The organism is Streptomyces xanthophaeus (assembly GCF_030440515.1).
GTDB classification, from domain to species: Bacteria; Actinomycetota; Actinomycetes; order Streptomycetales; family Streptomycetaceae; genus Streptomyces; species Streptomyces kutzneri.
In genome coordinates this window covers 3,423,761-3,438,044 of record NZ_CP076543.1, presented here as the reverse complement: position 1 = coordinate 3,438,044, position 14,284 = coordinate 3,423,761, and the positions used below count along the sequence as shown (strand labels likewise).

Sequence of the window (14,284 nt, the reverse complement as noted above, 5' to 3'; positions counted from 1 at the left end):
TGGGTATCCTGCTGGTTTGTTATGCGTATTGGCTTTCTCATTCTCACGTGAAAGGGCCTTGCGCCGGTCCACCGGACCGATGACCAGCAGTTCGCGCGGGTTGCGTCCCCGTTGTGAACGAGGGCTGTCGTGATCGTCCGTGGTGACCCTGTCAGGACCTTCCCGTGGGGCTTACGCCCTTGGGATACCACCACTGAAGAAGCGAAGGCATACGCGTGCGTACGTTCAGCCCCAAGCCCGGCGACATCTCGCGCCAGTGGCTCGTCATCGACGCCCAGGACGTTGTCCTCGGCCGTCTGGCGACCCAGGCCGCTGCCCTCCTGCGGGGTAAGCACAAGCCGACCTACGCCCCCCACATGGACATGGGCGACTTCGTCATCATCGTCAACGCCGACAAGGTTCACCTGTCCGGCAACAAGGCGTCGCAGAAGATGGCGTACCGCCACTCCGGCTACCCGGGTGGTCTCCGCTCGGTGCGCTACGACGACCTCCTGGCGAACAACCCGGAGAAGGCCGTCGAGAAGGCCATCAAGGGCATGCTCCCCAAGAACACCCTGGGCCGTCAGATGCTCTCGAAGCTGAAGGTCTACTCGGGCGACCAGCACCCCCACGCTGCCCAGCAGCCGGTGCCGTTCGAGATCACCCAGGTCGCGCAGTAGTTCCGGCCACCCCCTAAGACGTAGAAAATTCTGAGGAGCATCGTGGCCGAGACCACCGCCGAGACGACCCCCGTCGACGAGTTCGAGGGCAACGTCGAGGAGTACACCAGCGAGTCTGAGGTCGTCGTCGAGGGCGACTACACCTCCGAGTCCCTTGCCGGTCGCTTCGGCGACCCCCAGCCGGCCGCCGGCCTGGGCCGTCGCAAGAACGCCATCGCCCGCGTCCGGATCGTTCCGGGCACCGGCAAGTGGAAGATCAACGGTCGCACCCTTGAGGACTACTTCCCCAACAAGGTGCACCAGCAGGAAGTCAACGAGCCCTTCAAGCTCCTCGAGCTTGACGGCCGCTACGACGTCATCGCCCGCATCTCGGGTGGCGGCGTCTCCGGCCAGGCCGGCGCCCTGCGCCTGGGTGTGGCCCGTGCGCTGAACGAGGCGGACGTGGACAACAACCGCCCGGCGCTGAAGAAGGCCGGCTTCCTTTCCCGCGACGACCGTGCGGTCGAGCGCAAGAAGGCCGGTCTCAAGAAGGCCCGTAAGGCTCCGCAGTACAGCAAGCGTTAATCTGCGCCTGCTGTTCTGCAACGAAACCGCCCCGGCAGCACTCTCTGTGCTGTCGGGGCGGTTCGTTTACCGCCACAAGCGGCAAATACCTGTCACAAGCGGTCATACGCGAAGCGGAAACTCGGGAGGACAACAGTGGGACGACTCTTCGGGACGGACGGTGTACGCGGCGTTGCCAACGCGGATCTGACGGCGGAGCTCGCGCTCGGCCTCTCCGTGGCGGCTGCCCACGTACTGGCCGAGGCGGGCACCTTCGAGGGCCACCGGGCGACCGCCGTGGTCGGCCGGGACCCCCGCGCCTCAGGCGAATTCCTGGAGGCCGCGGTCGTGGCCGGCCTCGCGAGCGCGGGCGTGGACGTCCTGCGCGTCGGTGTGCTGCCCACCCCGGCGGTGGCGTATCTCACCGGTGCGCTGGGCGCCGACCTCGGCGTGATGCTCTCCGCCAGCCACAACGCCATGCCCGACAACGGCATCAAGTTCTTCGCGCGCGGCGGCCACAAGCTCGCCGACGAGCTGGAGGACCGCATCGAGTCGACCTACGAGCAGCACCGCACGGGCGCTCCCTGGGACCGGCCCACCGGCTCCGGCGTCGGCCGCGTCTCCGACTACACCGAGGGCTTCGACCGGTACGTCGCCCACCTCATCGGTGTCCTCCCGAACCGCCTCGACGGCCTGAAGGTCGTCCTCGACGAGGCCCACGGCGCGGCCGCGTACGTCTCGCCCGAGGCGTTCACCCGGGCCGGCGCGGAGATCGTCACGATCGGCGCGGAACCCAACGGCCTCAACATCAACGACGGCTGCGGCTCCACCCACCTCGGCCTGCTCAAGGCGGCCGTGGTCGAGCACGGCGCCGACTTCGGCATCGCGCACGACGGCGACGCCGACCGCTGCCTGGCCGTGGACGGGTCCGGCGAGGAGATCGACGGCGACCAGATCCTCGCCGTGCTGGCCCTGGCCATGCGTGAGGCCGGCCAGCTGCGCGAGAACACCGTGGTCGGCACCGTGATGTCCAACCTGGGCTTCAAGCTGGCCATGGAGGCCGAGGGCATCCAGGTCGTGCAGACCGGCGTCGGCGACCGCTACGTGCTGGAGTCGATGAAGGAGCACGGCTACGCGCTCGGCGGCGAGCAGTCCGGCCACGTGATCATCCTGGACCACGCGACGACCGGCGACGGCACCCTGACCGGCCTGCTGCTGGCGGCGCGCGTCGCGGCCACCGGCAAGTCCCTCGCCGAGCTGGCGGGCGTCATGCAGCGGCTGCCGCAGGTGCTCATCAACGTTCCCGACGTGGACAAGTCCCGCGTCACCACCTCCGCCGAGCTGGCCGCCGCGGTCACCGACGCCGAGCGCGAGCTGGGCACCACCGGGCGGGTGCTGCTGCGTCCCTCCGGCACGGAGCCGCTCGTACGGGTGATGGTCGAGGCCGCCGACATCGAGCAGGCCCGCTCGGTCGCCGGCCGCCTCGCGGACGTCGTGAAGTCCGCGCTGGGCTAGACGGACACGGCCTAGAAATCCGGCCGGGCTCCGCCCGGCCCGCGTGGCGCACCCGGCTTCCGGACCATCCGGCCCTGCTGGGTGCGCCACAGCAGTTTCCAGCAGATGAGGGTGACCGTTCCGGCGAGGATGATCCCGCCCAGGTTCAGCGCCAGCTGCACGGCCGAGCCCCACATCTGGGAGAAGTCGCCGTAGCTGAGGGCCACCGCCGCGTTCGCGCCCGCCGGGACGGTGGTGACGGAGATCGCCACGCCCACCAGCGCACCGGCCTTCGCCGAGGTCAGCGACAGCATGCCGGCCACACCGGCGAGCAGCGCCACGACGAACGAGAACGGGTCGGGCTGCCAGATGAAGCTGGTGTTCGGCCGGGGGTTCTCCAGCATCCCCTCGTGGAACAGCCCGAGCGCGGTCATCCCCAGACTGAAGACCGTCGTCGCCACGATCGCCGCCGTGAAGCCGACGAACAGCGCGAGGAGCGAGCGCCCGGCGAGCCTGCGCTCGCGCTGCACCAGGCCCGTGCAGATGCCGGCGAGCGGGCCGAACTCCGGGCCGACCGCCATGGCGCCCACGATCAGGATCGCGTTGTCCAGGACCACACCGCAGGCCGCGATCATCGTCGCCACGATCATGAAGGCGCAGTAGGTGATGGTGAGGGTGGACTCCTCGTGCGTCGACCCGGCGAGCTGCTCCCAGATCACCGCGTCGGCCGCCTCGCCCGGCGCCTCCTCCTCGGCCTCGTCGGCGCGCCTGGAGATCGACAGGTCGATGTGCTCGACGGCGATCGAACCGCTCTCGCCGATGCCGAGCGAGCGCATCTCCTGCAGCAGTTCGTCGGCCGACTCGCGGGCGACGTCGCACAGGACGAGATCGCCCTCGGGGTCGCGGGCGGCGCCGGTCAGCACGACCAGATGGGTGGTACCGACCGTCCGGTCGATCAGTGCCACCACCCGTTCGGTGAGGTGATGTGGGGTGATCATCCGCAGATGCAGCATTTCGGCACCCTAGCGACTGTGCGCTAGAGCTTGCGGAGGCTCAGCTTCTGCACCTTGTGGTCGGGTCCCTTGCGGACGACGAGGGTGGCCCGTCCGCGGGTGGGCGCCACGTTCTCCAGCAGGTTGGGCCGGTTGATCGTCCGCCACATCGTCTGCGCGTACTCCATGGCCTCCTCCTCGGAGACCTGGGTGTACTTGCGGAAGTAGGAGAAGGGATTCTGGAACGCGGTCGCGCGCAGCTTCCGGAAACGGTTCAGGTACCAGCGCTCGATGTCCTCGGGGCGCGCGTCCACGTACACGCTGAAGTCGAAGTAGTCGGCGAGAGCGACGCGGGTGCGGCCGTCCGTGCCGGGGAGGGCCGGCTGGAGCACGTTGAGGCCCTCGACGATGAGGATGTCCGGGCGGCGGACGACGAGTTCCTCGCCGGGGACGATGTCGTAGATCAGGTGCGAGTAGACCGGGGCCCGCACCTCGTCCTTGCCGGCCTTGATGTCGGCGACGAAGCGGGTGAGCGCGCGGCGGTCGTAGGACTCCGGGAACCCCTTGCGGGAGGTCAGCCCACGCCGCTGGAGCTCCTTCATCGGGTACAGGAAGCCGTCCGTGGTGACCAGCTCCACGCGCGGGTGCTCGGGCCAGCGGGCCAGCAGCGCCTGCAGCAGGCGGGCCACGGTGGACTTGCCGACGGCGACCGAACCGGCGACCCCTATGACGAAGGGGGTGCCCTGCTGGGCGCCGTGCCCGTTGCCCGCGTCGCCGAGGAAGGTGTTGAGGGTGCCCCGCAGGTTGCTGGTGGCGCCGACGTAGAGGTTGAGGAGCCGGGACAGCGGCAGGTAGACGTCGCGGACCTCGTCGAGGTCGATGACGTCACCGAGGCCGCGCAGCCTCTCCACCTCGTCGGCGGTCAGCGGCAGCGGGGTCCGCTCCCGCAGGGCGCTCCACTCGGCGCGGGTGAGGTCGACGTAGGGCGAGGCCTCAGGGCCCCGGCGGTGTGCGGGGCGGGTGGGGTGCCCGTCCCGGCCGGTGCGCTCCGTTGCGTTGTCCGGCGTGTTGCTTCGTGGCGGCGAAGTGATCACACCGCCATTGTCGGGGCTCCGGGGCGGTTGTGGGTGGTGTGGTCGGTCACGTGTGCAACGGGAGGGGCCGGTACCGGGCCGGGCCCGGCCGGGCCGCCGGCGGTTGTACGCCGAGTGGTTTCGATTGGAAATGCCTGGGGTCTCGCTGGGGTCACGATTGGCCTTGATCCAGGCCTGCGGCAACGGGCCGATCCCCGGCCCCGTACATTGTTGATCACCGCAGTCATCTCCACGTCCCGTTTCAGGGGCGCGGTTCGGGCTGCCCGGTCTCAGCCGTATTCATGGGGGAGTTTTCTCGTGCGCAACGTTCTTGTCCGTCGTACCGTCCTGGCCGCGTCCGCGGTGTCCCTGAGCCTGCTCGTCACCGCCTGCGGCTCCGACAAGGCCGACACCAAGGCGGACGCCAAGCCGTCCGGAGCGGCGGCGACGTCGGCCGCCCCGGCCGCCAAGGCGAAGACCACCGCCGAGCTGGCCGGCGTGCTCGTGGTCCAGGCCGACCTGCCCAACCACGTGGTCAAGGCGGCCACCCCGGCCGAGCTCGCCGCCGCGTCCGCCACCAAGAGCGACAAGCCGGAGTGCCAGCCGCTGGTCTCCGCGCAGTCGATGGCCCCGATCGGCACCGCCCTGGGCACGGCCGGGACCAAGGCCATCGCCAAGGGCAAGGAGCCGGCCGCCGACGCCAGCCCCGAGGAGAAGCTCAAGGCCGGTCTGGCCGCCCTGAGCGCCACCGCCACCTCGGTCTCCCTCCACTCGTACGAGGGCACGGGCGCCGCGGAGGCCTTCGCCGCCGTCAAGAAGGCGGGCACGGCCTGCGCCGGCGGCTACACGGGCGGCCAGGGCGAAGACTCGCTGAAGATCACGAAGGTGGCCCCGGGTGCCGCCGTCACCGCGGGCGACGAGGCCCTCGCGTACACCGTGACGGGTGACGCGGACGGCGAGCCGATGGGCATGGAGCTCGTGGTCGTCCGCAAGGGCAGCACCGTGGCGACCTTCTCGGCCCTGAGCCTGGCCGGCGCCGCCGAGCAGCCGAAGGACGTCGTCGACGCCCAGGTGAAGAAGCTCGGCTGACGTCTGCCCGACGACACGTCAACCCGCTCCGGCGCACGCGCCGGGGCGGGTTTTTCGTCTTGTTCCGCTACGGGGCAGACGGCCAACTACGGCGTACGCTGCGGCCTATGTGCGGAATTGTGGGTTACGTGGGAGCGCAGTCGGCGCTCGATGTGGTCATCGCCGGACTCAAGCGGCTGGAGTACCGCGGCTACGACTCGGCCGGGGTCGCCGTGCTCGCGGACGGCAGCCTGGCGGCCGTCAAGAAGGCCGGGAAGCTCGTCAATCTGGAGAAGGAGCTGGTCGGGCACCCGCTGCCGACCGGTTCCACGGGGCTCGGGCACACCCGGTGGGCGACCCACGGCGGGCCCACCGACGCCAACGCCCACCCGCACCTCGACAACTCGGGGCGCGTGGCCGTCGTGCACAACGGCATCATCGAGAACTTCGCCGCGCTCCGGGCCGAGCTGGCCGAGCGCGGACACCGGCTGGAGTCCGAGACGGACACCGAGGTCGTGGCGCACCTGCTGGCGGAGCAGTTCTCGGCCACCGGCGATCTCGCGGAAGCCATGCGGCAGGTGTGCCGGCGCCTGGAAGGCGCCTTCACCCTGGTCGCCGTGCACGCCGACGAGCCGGACGTGGTGGTCGGCGCGCGCCGGAACTCGCCCCTGGTGGTGGGCGTCGGAGAGGGCGAGAACTTCCTCGCCTCGGACGTGGCCGCGTTCATCGCCCACACGCGGTCCGCGATCGAGCTGGGGCAGGACCAGGTCGTCGAACTCCGCCGCGAGGGCGTCACGGTGACCAACTTCGACGGTTCGGCCGCGACGGTGCGGGCGTACCACGTCGACTGGGACGCCTCGGCGGCCGAGAAGGGGGGATACGACTACTTCATGCTCAAGGAGATCGCCGAGCAGCCGAAGGCCGTCGCCGACACCCTCCTGGGCAGGATCGACGCGAGCGGCTCGCTGACCCTGGACGAGGTGCGCATCCCCGTCTCGGTGCTCAGGGAGGTCGACAAGGTCGTGATCGTGGCCTGCGGTACGGCGTACCACGCGGGCATGATCGCGAAGCTGGCCATCGAGCACTGGACCCGCATCCCGTGCGAGACGGAGCTGGCGAGCGAGTTCCGCTACCGCGACCCGATCCTCGACCAGCGGACGCTGGTGGTCGCCATCTCGCAGTCCGGCGAGACCATGGACACCCTGATGGCGCTGCGGCACGCCCGCGAGCAGGGGGCCAAGGTGCTGGCCATCTGCAACACGAACGGGTCGACGATCCCGCGCGAATCGGATGCGGTCCTCTACACGCACGCCGGTCCCGAGGTGGCCGTCGCCTCGACCAAGGCCTTCCTGACGCAGCTGGTGGCCTGCTACCTGGTCGCGCTCTACCTCGGACAGGTCCGGGGCACGAAGTGGGGCGACGAGATCGAGGCCGTGATCCGGGAGCTGTCGGACATCGCGGCGGCGGTGGACACCGTCCTGGAGACCATGGAGCCGGTACGGGAGCTCGCGCGCTCGCTCGCCGACAAGGACACCGTGCTGTTCCTGGGACGGCACGTCGGGTACCCGGTGGCGCTGGAGGGCGCGCTCAAGCTCAAGGAGCTGGCGTACATGCACGCCGAGGGCTTCGCGGCGGGCGAGCTCAAGCACGGGCCGATCGCACTGATCGAGAAGGACCTGCCGGTGGTGGTCGTCGTCCCGTCGCCGCGCGGCCGGTCGGTGCTCCACGACAAGATCGTGTCGAACATCCAGGAGATCCGGGCCCGCGGGGCGCGGACCATCGTGATCGCGGAGGAGGGCGACGAGGCGGTCGTCCCGTACGCCGACCACCTGATCCGGATCCCCGCGACGCCGACGCTGCTCCAGCCGCTGGTGGCCACGGTCCCGCTGCAGGTGTTCGCGTGCGAGCTGGCGACGGCGCGCGGCAACGAGGTGGACCAGCCGCGTAACCTCGCCAAGTCGGTGACCGTGGAGTAGTAGTCCGCCAGGCCAGTGGAGTTGTCGTTGTGATTATCGGCGTCGGGATCGACGTAGCGGAGATCGAGCGGTTCGGAGCGGCGCTGGAGCGCACCCCGAACCTGGCCGGGCGGCTGTTCGTCGACGCCGAGTTGACGCTGCCGAGCGGCGAGCGGCGCGGGACCGCCTCGCTCGCCGCCCGGTTCGCCGCCAAGGAGGCCCTCGCCAAGGCCCTCGGCGCGCCCGCCGGGCTGCTGTGGACCGACGCCGAGGTGTACGTCGAGGACAGCGGGCAGCCCCGGCTGCGCGTGTCCGGGACGGTCGAGGCGCGGGCGCTGGCGCTCGGCGTGAAGTCCTGGCACATCTCGCTCAGCCACGACGCCGGTGTCGCCTCCGCCGTGGTGATCGCAGAAGGGTAGGGGCAGTCCGTGCGCACTGCTTACAGCGTCGAGACCGTACGGGCCGCCGAGCGGGAGCTGATGGCCCGGCTCCCGAAGGGCGCCCTGATGCAGCGGGCGGCGGCCGGCCTGGCCGCCGCGTGCGCGGGGCTGCTGCGCGGAGCCCGCGGCGGGGTGTACGGGGCCCGGGTCGTCCTGCTCGTCGGCCCCGGGGACAACGGCGGCGACGCGCTGTACGCGGGCGCCCGGCTGGCCCGCCGCGGGGCCGGGGTGACGGCCGTGCCGATGGACCCCGAGCGGATGCACCCGGGCGGGCTGGCCGCACTGCGGGCCGCCGGGGGACACCTCGCGCGGTCGGTCCCGCAGCAGGCGGACCTCGTCCTGGACGGGCTGCTCGGGATCGGCGGGCGGGGCGGACTGCGCCCGGCGGCCGCGGCCCTGGTGGAGCGGATCCCGCCGGGGGTCCCCGTGGTCGCGGTGGACCTGCCGAGCGGGGTGGACGCGGACACCGGGGAGGTGGCGGGTCCGGCCGTGACGGCCGATGTGACGGTGACCTTCGGGGCGTACAAGCCCGGCCTGCTGATCGACCCCGGGGCCTCGCGCGCGGGCGTGGTGCACCTCGTCGGCATCGGGCTGGAACTGCCGTCGCCGGAGGTGGAGGCCCTGCAGCACGCCGATGTGGCGGGGCTGCTGCCGGAGCCGACGGCGACGAGCGACAAGTACCGGCGGGGCGTGGTCGGGATCGTCGCCGGGTCCGCGCAGTACCCGGGCGCGGCGGTGCTGGCCGTGGCGGGAGCGCTGCGGGGCGGTGCGGGCGCCGTGCGGTACGTCGGGCCGGCGGCGGAGGCGGTGCTCGCCCGCTACCCCGAGACGCTGATCGGGCCCGGCCGGGTGCAGGCGTGGGTGGTCGGCCCGGGGCTGGGCGAGGGGCGCGCCGGGGAGGTCGCGGACCTGCTGGCGGGGGACACGGCGGTGCTGGTCGACGCCGACGGGCTGCGCGGGCTGGACGCGGCGGCGCTGCGGGCCCGCAGCGCCCCCACCCTGCTGACCCCTCACGCGGGGGAGGCGGCTGCGCTGCTCGGCGTGTCGCGGGAGGCGGTCGAGGCGGGCCGGCTGGACGCCGTACGGATGCTGGCGCAGCGGTACGGGGCGGCGGTGCTGCTGAAGGGCTCGACGACGCTGGTCGCCTCGGGCGGCGGAGCCGTTCGGGTGAATCCGACGGGCACCCCGTGGCTGGCCACCGCCGGCAGCGGGGACGTGCTGTCCGGGCTGGCGGGCTCCCTGCTGGCGGGCGGGCTGTCCGGGGCGGACGCGGGGGCGGTGGGCGCGTACCTCCACGGCCTGGCGGCCCGCCGCGTCGGGGGCCCGCTCCTGGCCCACCAGGTGGCCGAGGCCCTCCCGGCCGCCTGGCGCGACACCCGCCACCCCTGACGCCGCGGCGACCGCGCGCATCGCAGACCGGGCTGTGCCCCGGACCCCGCGCCTCGACCGCCGGCGGGGCCGAAAGGGCCAGCCCCCGCAAGGCCCGGCGGGGATTCTGAGAGACTGGGGGCGATGAACGAGACAGCGACGCGCGTGTACGCCGAGATCGATCTTGATGCCGTACGGGAGAACGTGCGCGCACTGCGCGAGCGGGCGCCCAGGGCCGAGTTGATGGCCGTGGTCAAGGCGAATGCCTACGGGCACGGCGCCCTGGAGTGCGCCAAGGCCGCCCAGGAGGCCGGTGCCACCTGGCTCGGGACGGCCACGCCCGACGAGGCCCTCGCGCTCCGCGCCGCCGGGATCCAGGGGCGCCTCATGTGCTGGCTCTGGACGCCCGGCGGGCCCTGGCAGGAGGCCGTCGAGGCCGATATCGACGTCTCCGTCAGCGGCATGTGGGCCCTCGACGAGGTCCGCGAGGCTGCCCGCGCGGCCGGCCGCACCGCCCGTATCCAGCTCAAGGCCGACACCGGCCTCGGCCGCAACGGCTGCCAGCCCGCCGACTGGGAGGCCCTGGTCGGAGCGGCCGTCGCCGCCCAGGCCGAGGGGACCGTCCAGGTGACCGGCGTCTGGTCGCACTTCGCCTGCGCCGACGAACCCGGCCACCCCTCGATCCAGCTCCAGCTGGCCGCCTTCCGCGACATGCTCGCGTACGCCGAGAAGGAGGGCGTCGAGCCCGAGGTCCGGCACATCGCCAATTCGCCGGCCACCCTGACCCTGCCCGAGTCCCACTTCGACCTGGTGCGCTGCGGGCTGGCCGTCTACGGGGTCTCGCCCGCCCCCGAACTCGGCACCCCGGCCCAGCTGGGCCTGCGGCCCGCGATGACCCTCAAGGCCTCCCTCGCGCTGGTAAAGACGGTCCCCGCCGGGCACGGGGTGAGCTACGGCCACCACTACGTCACCGACGCCGAGACGACCCTCGCGCTGGTCCCGGCCGGTTACGCCGACGGCATCCCCCGGCAGGCCTCGGGGCTCGGCCCGGTGCTCGTCGCCGGCAAGGTCCGCCGGGTCGCCGGGCGCGTCGCGATGGACCAGTTCGTGGTCGACTTGGAGGGAGACCACGCCCGCGCGGGTGACGAGGCCGTCATCTTCGGGGACGCGGAGCGCGGTGAACCCACCGCCGAGGACTGGGCACGAGCGGCGCACACGATCGCGTATGAGATCGTCACTCGTATCGGTGCACGTGTGCCCCGGGTGTACCTGGGCGGCTGAGCGGAGTGAGGGCGGCGGCGTGAGCGAGAACTGGCGCAAGGCCGGCTGGGCCGGCGCCGCCATCGGCGTGATAGCCGCGGGCGCGGCGGCCGGTGTCGCGGTCGAACGGATCACCGTAGGGCGCGGCATGCGGATGAAGGCACGCCTCGCACTCGACGCGGCCGGGGACTACGGGTCCCTGCGCGGCGCCGAGGGAATCTGCCGGGCCGAGGACGCCACCGAGCTCTACTACGAGGTCGACGAGCTCCCGGACGACGGCAAGCGGCGGCGGCTGCGGCGCAAGGCCGAGCCCCAGGCCACCGTCGTCTTCTGCCACGGCTACTGCCTCGGCCAGGACTCCTGGCACTTCCAGCGCGCCGCCCTGCGCGGTGTGGTCCGCGCGGTCTACTGGGACCAGCGCAGCCACGGCCGCAGCGCCCGCGGCCTCGCCCAGGCGGACGGCGAGCCGGTGAGCATCGACCAGCTCGGCCGGGACCTGAAGGCCGTCATCGACGCGACCGCCCCCGAGGGGCCGCTGATCCTGGTGGGTCACTCGATGGGCGGAATGACCATCATGGGATTCGCCGAGCAGTACCCCGAGATCGTCCGCGACCGCGTCGTCGGCGTGGCCCTGGTCGGCACCTCCAGCGGCCGCCTCGACGAGGTGACGTACGGGCTTCCGGCCGCCGGCATGGGAGCCGTGCGCCGGCTCCTGCCCGGCGTGCTCAAGGCGCTCGGCTCGCAGGTGGAGCTGGTGGAGAAGGGCCGCCGGGCCACCGCGGACCTCTTCGCCGGAATGATCAAGATGTACTCGTTCGGCTCCCGGGACGTGGATCCGGGCGTCGCGCGGTTCGCGGAGCGGCTGATCGAGGCCACGCCGATCGACGTGGTCGCCGAGTTCTACCCGGCCTTCCAGACCCACGACAAGACCTCCGCGCTCCAGCTGTTCGCGGACCTGCCGGTCACGGTCATAGCCGGCGACAAGGACATGATCACCCCGCCCGCGCACAGCGTCGCCATCAAGGAGGCGCTCCCCGGCGCCGATCTCGTGGTCCTGGAGTCCACCGGGCACCTCATGATGCTGGAACGCCCGGAGACCGTGACGCGGCTGCTCACCGAGCTGCTGGCGCGCACCGGGGCGGCGGCCGTCCCCGCAGCGACTAACGTTGGCGGGCATGGAAGAAGTACCGCTGGAAGCACAGCGCAGCCAGGCGCCGGCACCTGAGGCCGCGGCCGGCGCGGAGACCCGGATCACCATCGACTCCCCGGACGCGATGCAGGAATTGGGCCGCAGGATCGCCGGCCTGCTGCGCCCCGGCGACCTCGTCCTGCTGACCGGCGAGCTGGGCGCGGGCAAGACCACGCTCACCCGGGGCCTCGGCGAGGGCCTGGGCGTGCGCGGGGCCGTGACCTCGCCGACCTTCGTGATCGCCCGGGTGCACCCCTCGCTGACCGGCGGACCGGCGCTGGTGCACGTGGACGCGTACCGCCTGGGCGGCGGGCTGGACGAGATGGAGGACCTGGACCTCGACGTCTCGCTGCCGGAGTCCGTGGTCGTCGTGGAGTGGGGCGACGGCAAGGTGGAGGAGCTCTCCGACGACCGGCTGCACGTGGTGATCGCGCGGGCGGTCGGCCACGAGGAGGTCCTGGACGACGTACGGGAGGTCCTCGTGCGCGGGGTCGGGGCGCGCTGGAGTGCCGGGGCCGGGCTGGACGCCCTGGCCGGCGCCCTCTCGGAGTAAACGTACCGACAACTCGTCGGCAAGATATTGCGCTGTCGGCGGCCCTCGTGGTGACATGGTACCGAGAGTTTCTTAGGTATGCCTAAGTACGGTGTCCCGGGTCCAGGAGGCAGCCATGTCGGCACCAGCAGGAGCACATCGCGAACCCCGCCCGTCCACCGTCTCCATGTGGACGCTCCTCGCCGCCGGCGTGGCCGCCACCGCCGTCTCCACGCCGCCCGCACGCGAGTACGCCACCACCCCGGGCGGGCCGGCCGACACCGCACACGAAGAGGCCGCTCCGGAATCCGAAGCGGCCTAGGCGTGGTGCTGCGTCACCCGGTCGGGTGAAGCACGGGCGATCCGTCAGGGAACGACGACGACCTTCGAGGCGATCGTCGCGAACGCCCACATCGCGTCGCCGTCGGCACGGGCCATGCGGATGCCGCCGGTCTTCTTGTTCGGGTCGGGCTCCGGCAGCGCGCCGTCCGTACGGGCGCTGAAACCGACCGCCACACCCTCCGTGCTGGCGAACCGCACGACGTGCTCGATCGGCACGCCGTCCGAGCCGGTGACCGAACCCGAGCGCGACCCCACCGTGTAGGTGCCCGGCTTCGGGTGCACCGTGCTCGGCATCACCGTGAACGACTTCGGCGGCTGCGCGGGGTCGCCGACCAGCCACACCCGCTTCTGGCCCACCGAGTACACGACGCGCACCCCGGTGCCGGAACCCTCGGGCACGGCCACCGGCTTCGCCGGGTCCTGCTTGGCGGCCGGGCTCGCGGCGGGAGCCGGTTCCTGCGCGGCGGCCTTCGGAGGACGCGCGGGCGCCGTGGCGGAAGCCTGGTAGCCGAGGAAACCGACGACGGCCACCGCCGCGGCGGTGAGCCCGGCCACGATTCCCGAGCTGCTGCGTGCCACCTTGCTCCACCTCTCCGTGCCGACCGATACCACGTCAGGTACCCCGTCGAAAGGTAGCAGCCGCCCTGCTCCGAGACCGGCCGCAAGGGGTGCGGCCGCCGGAGTCGTAGGCTGTTCGCGTGCTCTTGCTCGCCGTAGATACCGCCACGCCCGCCGTCACCGTCGCCCTGCACGACGGTGAGTCCGTCGTCGCCGAGTCGAACCAGGTCGACGCCCGCCGCCACGGGGAGCTCCTGCTGCCCTCCGTGGACAAGGTCCTCGCCGAGGCAGGGGTCACGCTCGAAGCCGTCACCGGCGTCGTCGTCGGTGTCGGCCCCGGCCCCTACACGGGGCTGCGCGTCGGCCTCGTCACCGCCTCCACCTTCGCCGCCGTGCTGGGCGTGCCCGTGCACGGCCTGTGCACGCTCGACGGCCTCGCGTACGCCGCCGGGGCCGCCGGCATCGAGGGCCCCTTCACCGTCGCCACCGACGCGCGGCGCAAGGAGGTCTACTGGGCCCGGTACGAGGACCCGCGCACGCGCGTCGGCGACCCCGCCGTGGACCGCCCGGCCGACATCGCCGAGCAGGTCGCGGGCCTGCCCGCGGTCGGCCAGGGCGCACTCCTGTACCCCGAGGTGTTCCAGGACGCCCGGGGCCCCGAGCACCAGTCGGCCGCCGCGCTGGCCTCGCTGGCCGCGGAACGACTGGCCGCGGGCCTGGAGTTCCTGCCTCCGACCCCGCTCTACCTGCGCCGGCCCGACGCCCAGGTGCCCAAGAACTACAAGGTGGTCACGCCGCAGTGACCCCCCAC

Annotated in this window: 15 protein-coding genes; 12 read left to right on the top strand and 3 right to left on the bottom strand. The window is 72.2% G+C overall.

Going from position 1 to position 14,284, the window contains the following annotated elements; all coding sequences use genetic code 11:
* The first annotated feature begins 215 nt into the window (after positions 1-215).
* From rplM to glmM, 3 genes are all read left to right on the top strand, one after another.
* Positions 216-659, top strand: a complete 444-nt coding sequence (gene rplM, locus KO717_RS14810; RefSeq protein ID WP_008739660.1) for a 50S ribosomal protein L13 — start codon at positions 216-218, stop codon at positions 657-659.
* 42 nt (positions 660-701) lie between these two features.
* The gene (gene rpsI / locus KO717_RS14805) at positions 702-1,223 is read left to right on the top strand and encodes a 30S ribosomal protein S9 (protein ID WP_150258789.1); all 522 of its coding nucleotides are present in this window, start codon (positions 702-704) and stop codon (positions 1,221-1,223) included.
* A 135-nt stretch (positions 1,224-1,358) separates the two neighbouring features.
* The gene (gene glmM, locus KO717_RS14800) at positions 1,359-2,717 is read left to right on the top strand and encodes a phosphoglucosamine mutase (RefSeq protein WP_301367599.1); all 1,359 of its coding nucleotides are present in this window, start codon (positions 1,359-1,361) and stop codon (positions 2,715-2,717) included.
* 11 nt (positions 2,718-2,728) lie between these two features.
* Here glmM and KO717_RS14795 read toward each other — a convergent pair whose 3' ends face one another.
* The gene (locus KO717_RS14795) at positions 2,729-3,709 is read right to left on the bottom strand and encodes a DUF389 domain-containing protein (protein WP_301367597.1); all 981 of its coding nucleotides are present in this window, start codon (positions 3,707-3,709) and stop codon (positions 2,729-2,731) included.
* 23 nt (positions 3,710-3,732) lie between these two features.
* Complete coding sequence (coaA, locus tag KO717_RS14790; protein ID WP_301367595.1) at positions 3,733-4,782, bottom strand: type I pantothenate kinase; 1,050 nt, start codon at positions 4,780-4,782, stop codon at positions 3,733-3,735.
* 297 nt (positions 4,783-5,079) lie between these two features.
* Between coaA and KO717_RS14785 the strand changes: the two genes are divergently transcribed.
* From KO717_RS14785 to KO717_RS14750, 8 genes are all read left to right on the top strand, one after another.
* Complete coding sequence (locus KO717_RS14785) at positions 5,080-5,850, top strand: hypothetical protein (RefSeq protein ID WP_301367593.1); 771 nt, start codon at positions 5,080-5,082, stop codon at positions 5,848-5,850.
* 107 nt (positions 5,851-5,957) lie between these two features.
* Entirely contained in the window at positions 5,958-7,805 is a 1,848-nt protein-coding gene (gene glmS, locus KO717_RS14780) for a glutamine--fructose-6-phosphate transaminase (isomerizing) (RefSeq protein ID WP_301367592.1), read from the top strand.
* A 29-nt stretch (positions 7,806-7,834) separates the two neighbouring features.
* Complete coding sequence (locus KO717_RS14775; RefSeq protein WP_301367591.1) at positions 7,835-8,203, top strand: holo-ACP synthase; 369 nt, start codon at positions 7,835-7,837, stop codon at positions 8,201-8,203.
* 9 nt (positions 8,204-8,212) lie between these two features.
* On the top strand, positions 8,213-9,613 hold the full coding sequence (locus tag KO717_RS14770) for an NAD(P)H-hydrate dehydratase (RefSeq protein WP_301367589.1): 1,401 nt from the start codon (positions 8,213-8,215) through the stop codon (positions 9,611-9,613).
* Between the two features lie 123 nt (positions 9,614-9,736).
* Complete coding sequence (alr, locus tag KO717_RS14765) at positions 9,737-10,873, top strand: alanine racemase (protein ID WP_301367588.1); 1,137 nt, start codon at positions 9,737-9,739, stop codon at positions 10,871-10,873.
* The gene (locus tag KO717_RS14760; protein ID WP_437184514.1) at positions 10,818-12,077 is read left to right on the top strand and encodes an alpha/beta fold hydrolase; all 1,260 of its coding nucleotides are present in this window, start codon (positions 10,818-10,820) and stop codon (positions 12,075-12,077) included. Before alr ends, KO717_RS14760 begins: the two co-directional genes overlap by 56 nt.
* Positions 12,028-12,594, top strand: a complete 567-nt coding sequence (gene tsaE, locus KO717_RS14755) for a tRNA (adenosine(37)-N6)-threonylcarbamoyltransferase complex ATPase subunit type 1 TsaE (RefSeq protein WP_301367586.1) — start codon at positions 12,028-12,030, stop codon at positions 12,592-12,594. Before KO717_RS14760 ends, tsaE begins: the two co-directional genes overlap by 50 nt.
* 115 nt (positions 12,595-12,709) lie before the next feature.
* Positions 12,710-12,895, top strand: coding sequence for a hypothetical protein (locus tag KO717_RS14750; RefSeq protein ID WP_301367585.1), 186 nt, complete (start codon positions 12,710-12,712; stop codon positions 12,893-12,895).
* A 44-nt stretch (positions 12,896-12,939) separates the two neighbouring features.
* Here KO717_RS14750 and KO717_RS14745 read toward each other — a convergent pair whose 3' ends face one another.
* A complete protein-coding gene (locus tag KO717_RS14745; RefSeq protein WP_301367583.1) occupies positions 12,940-13,494 on the bottom strand; it encodes a hypothetical protein in 555 nt (184 codons plus the stop codon).
* Between the two features lie 119 nt (positions 13,495-13,613).
* Between KO717_RS14745 and tsaB the strand changes: the two genes are divergently transcribed.
* On the top strand, positions 13,614-14,276 hold the full coding sequence (gene tsaB, locus KO717_RS14740; RefSeq protein WP_301367582.1) for a tRNA (adenosine(37)-N6)-threonylcarbamoyltransferase complex dimerization subunit type 1 TsaB: 663 nt from the start codon (positions 13,614-13,616) through the stop codon (positions 14,274-14,276).
* Positions 14,277-14,284: the final 8 nt, after the last annotated feature.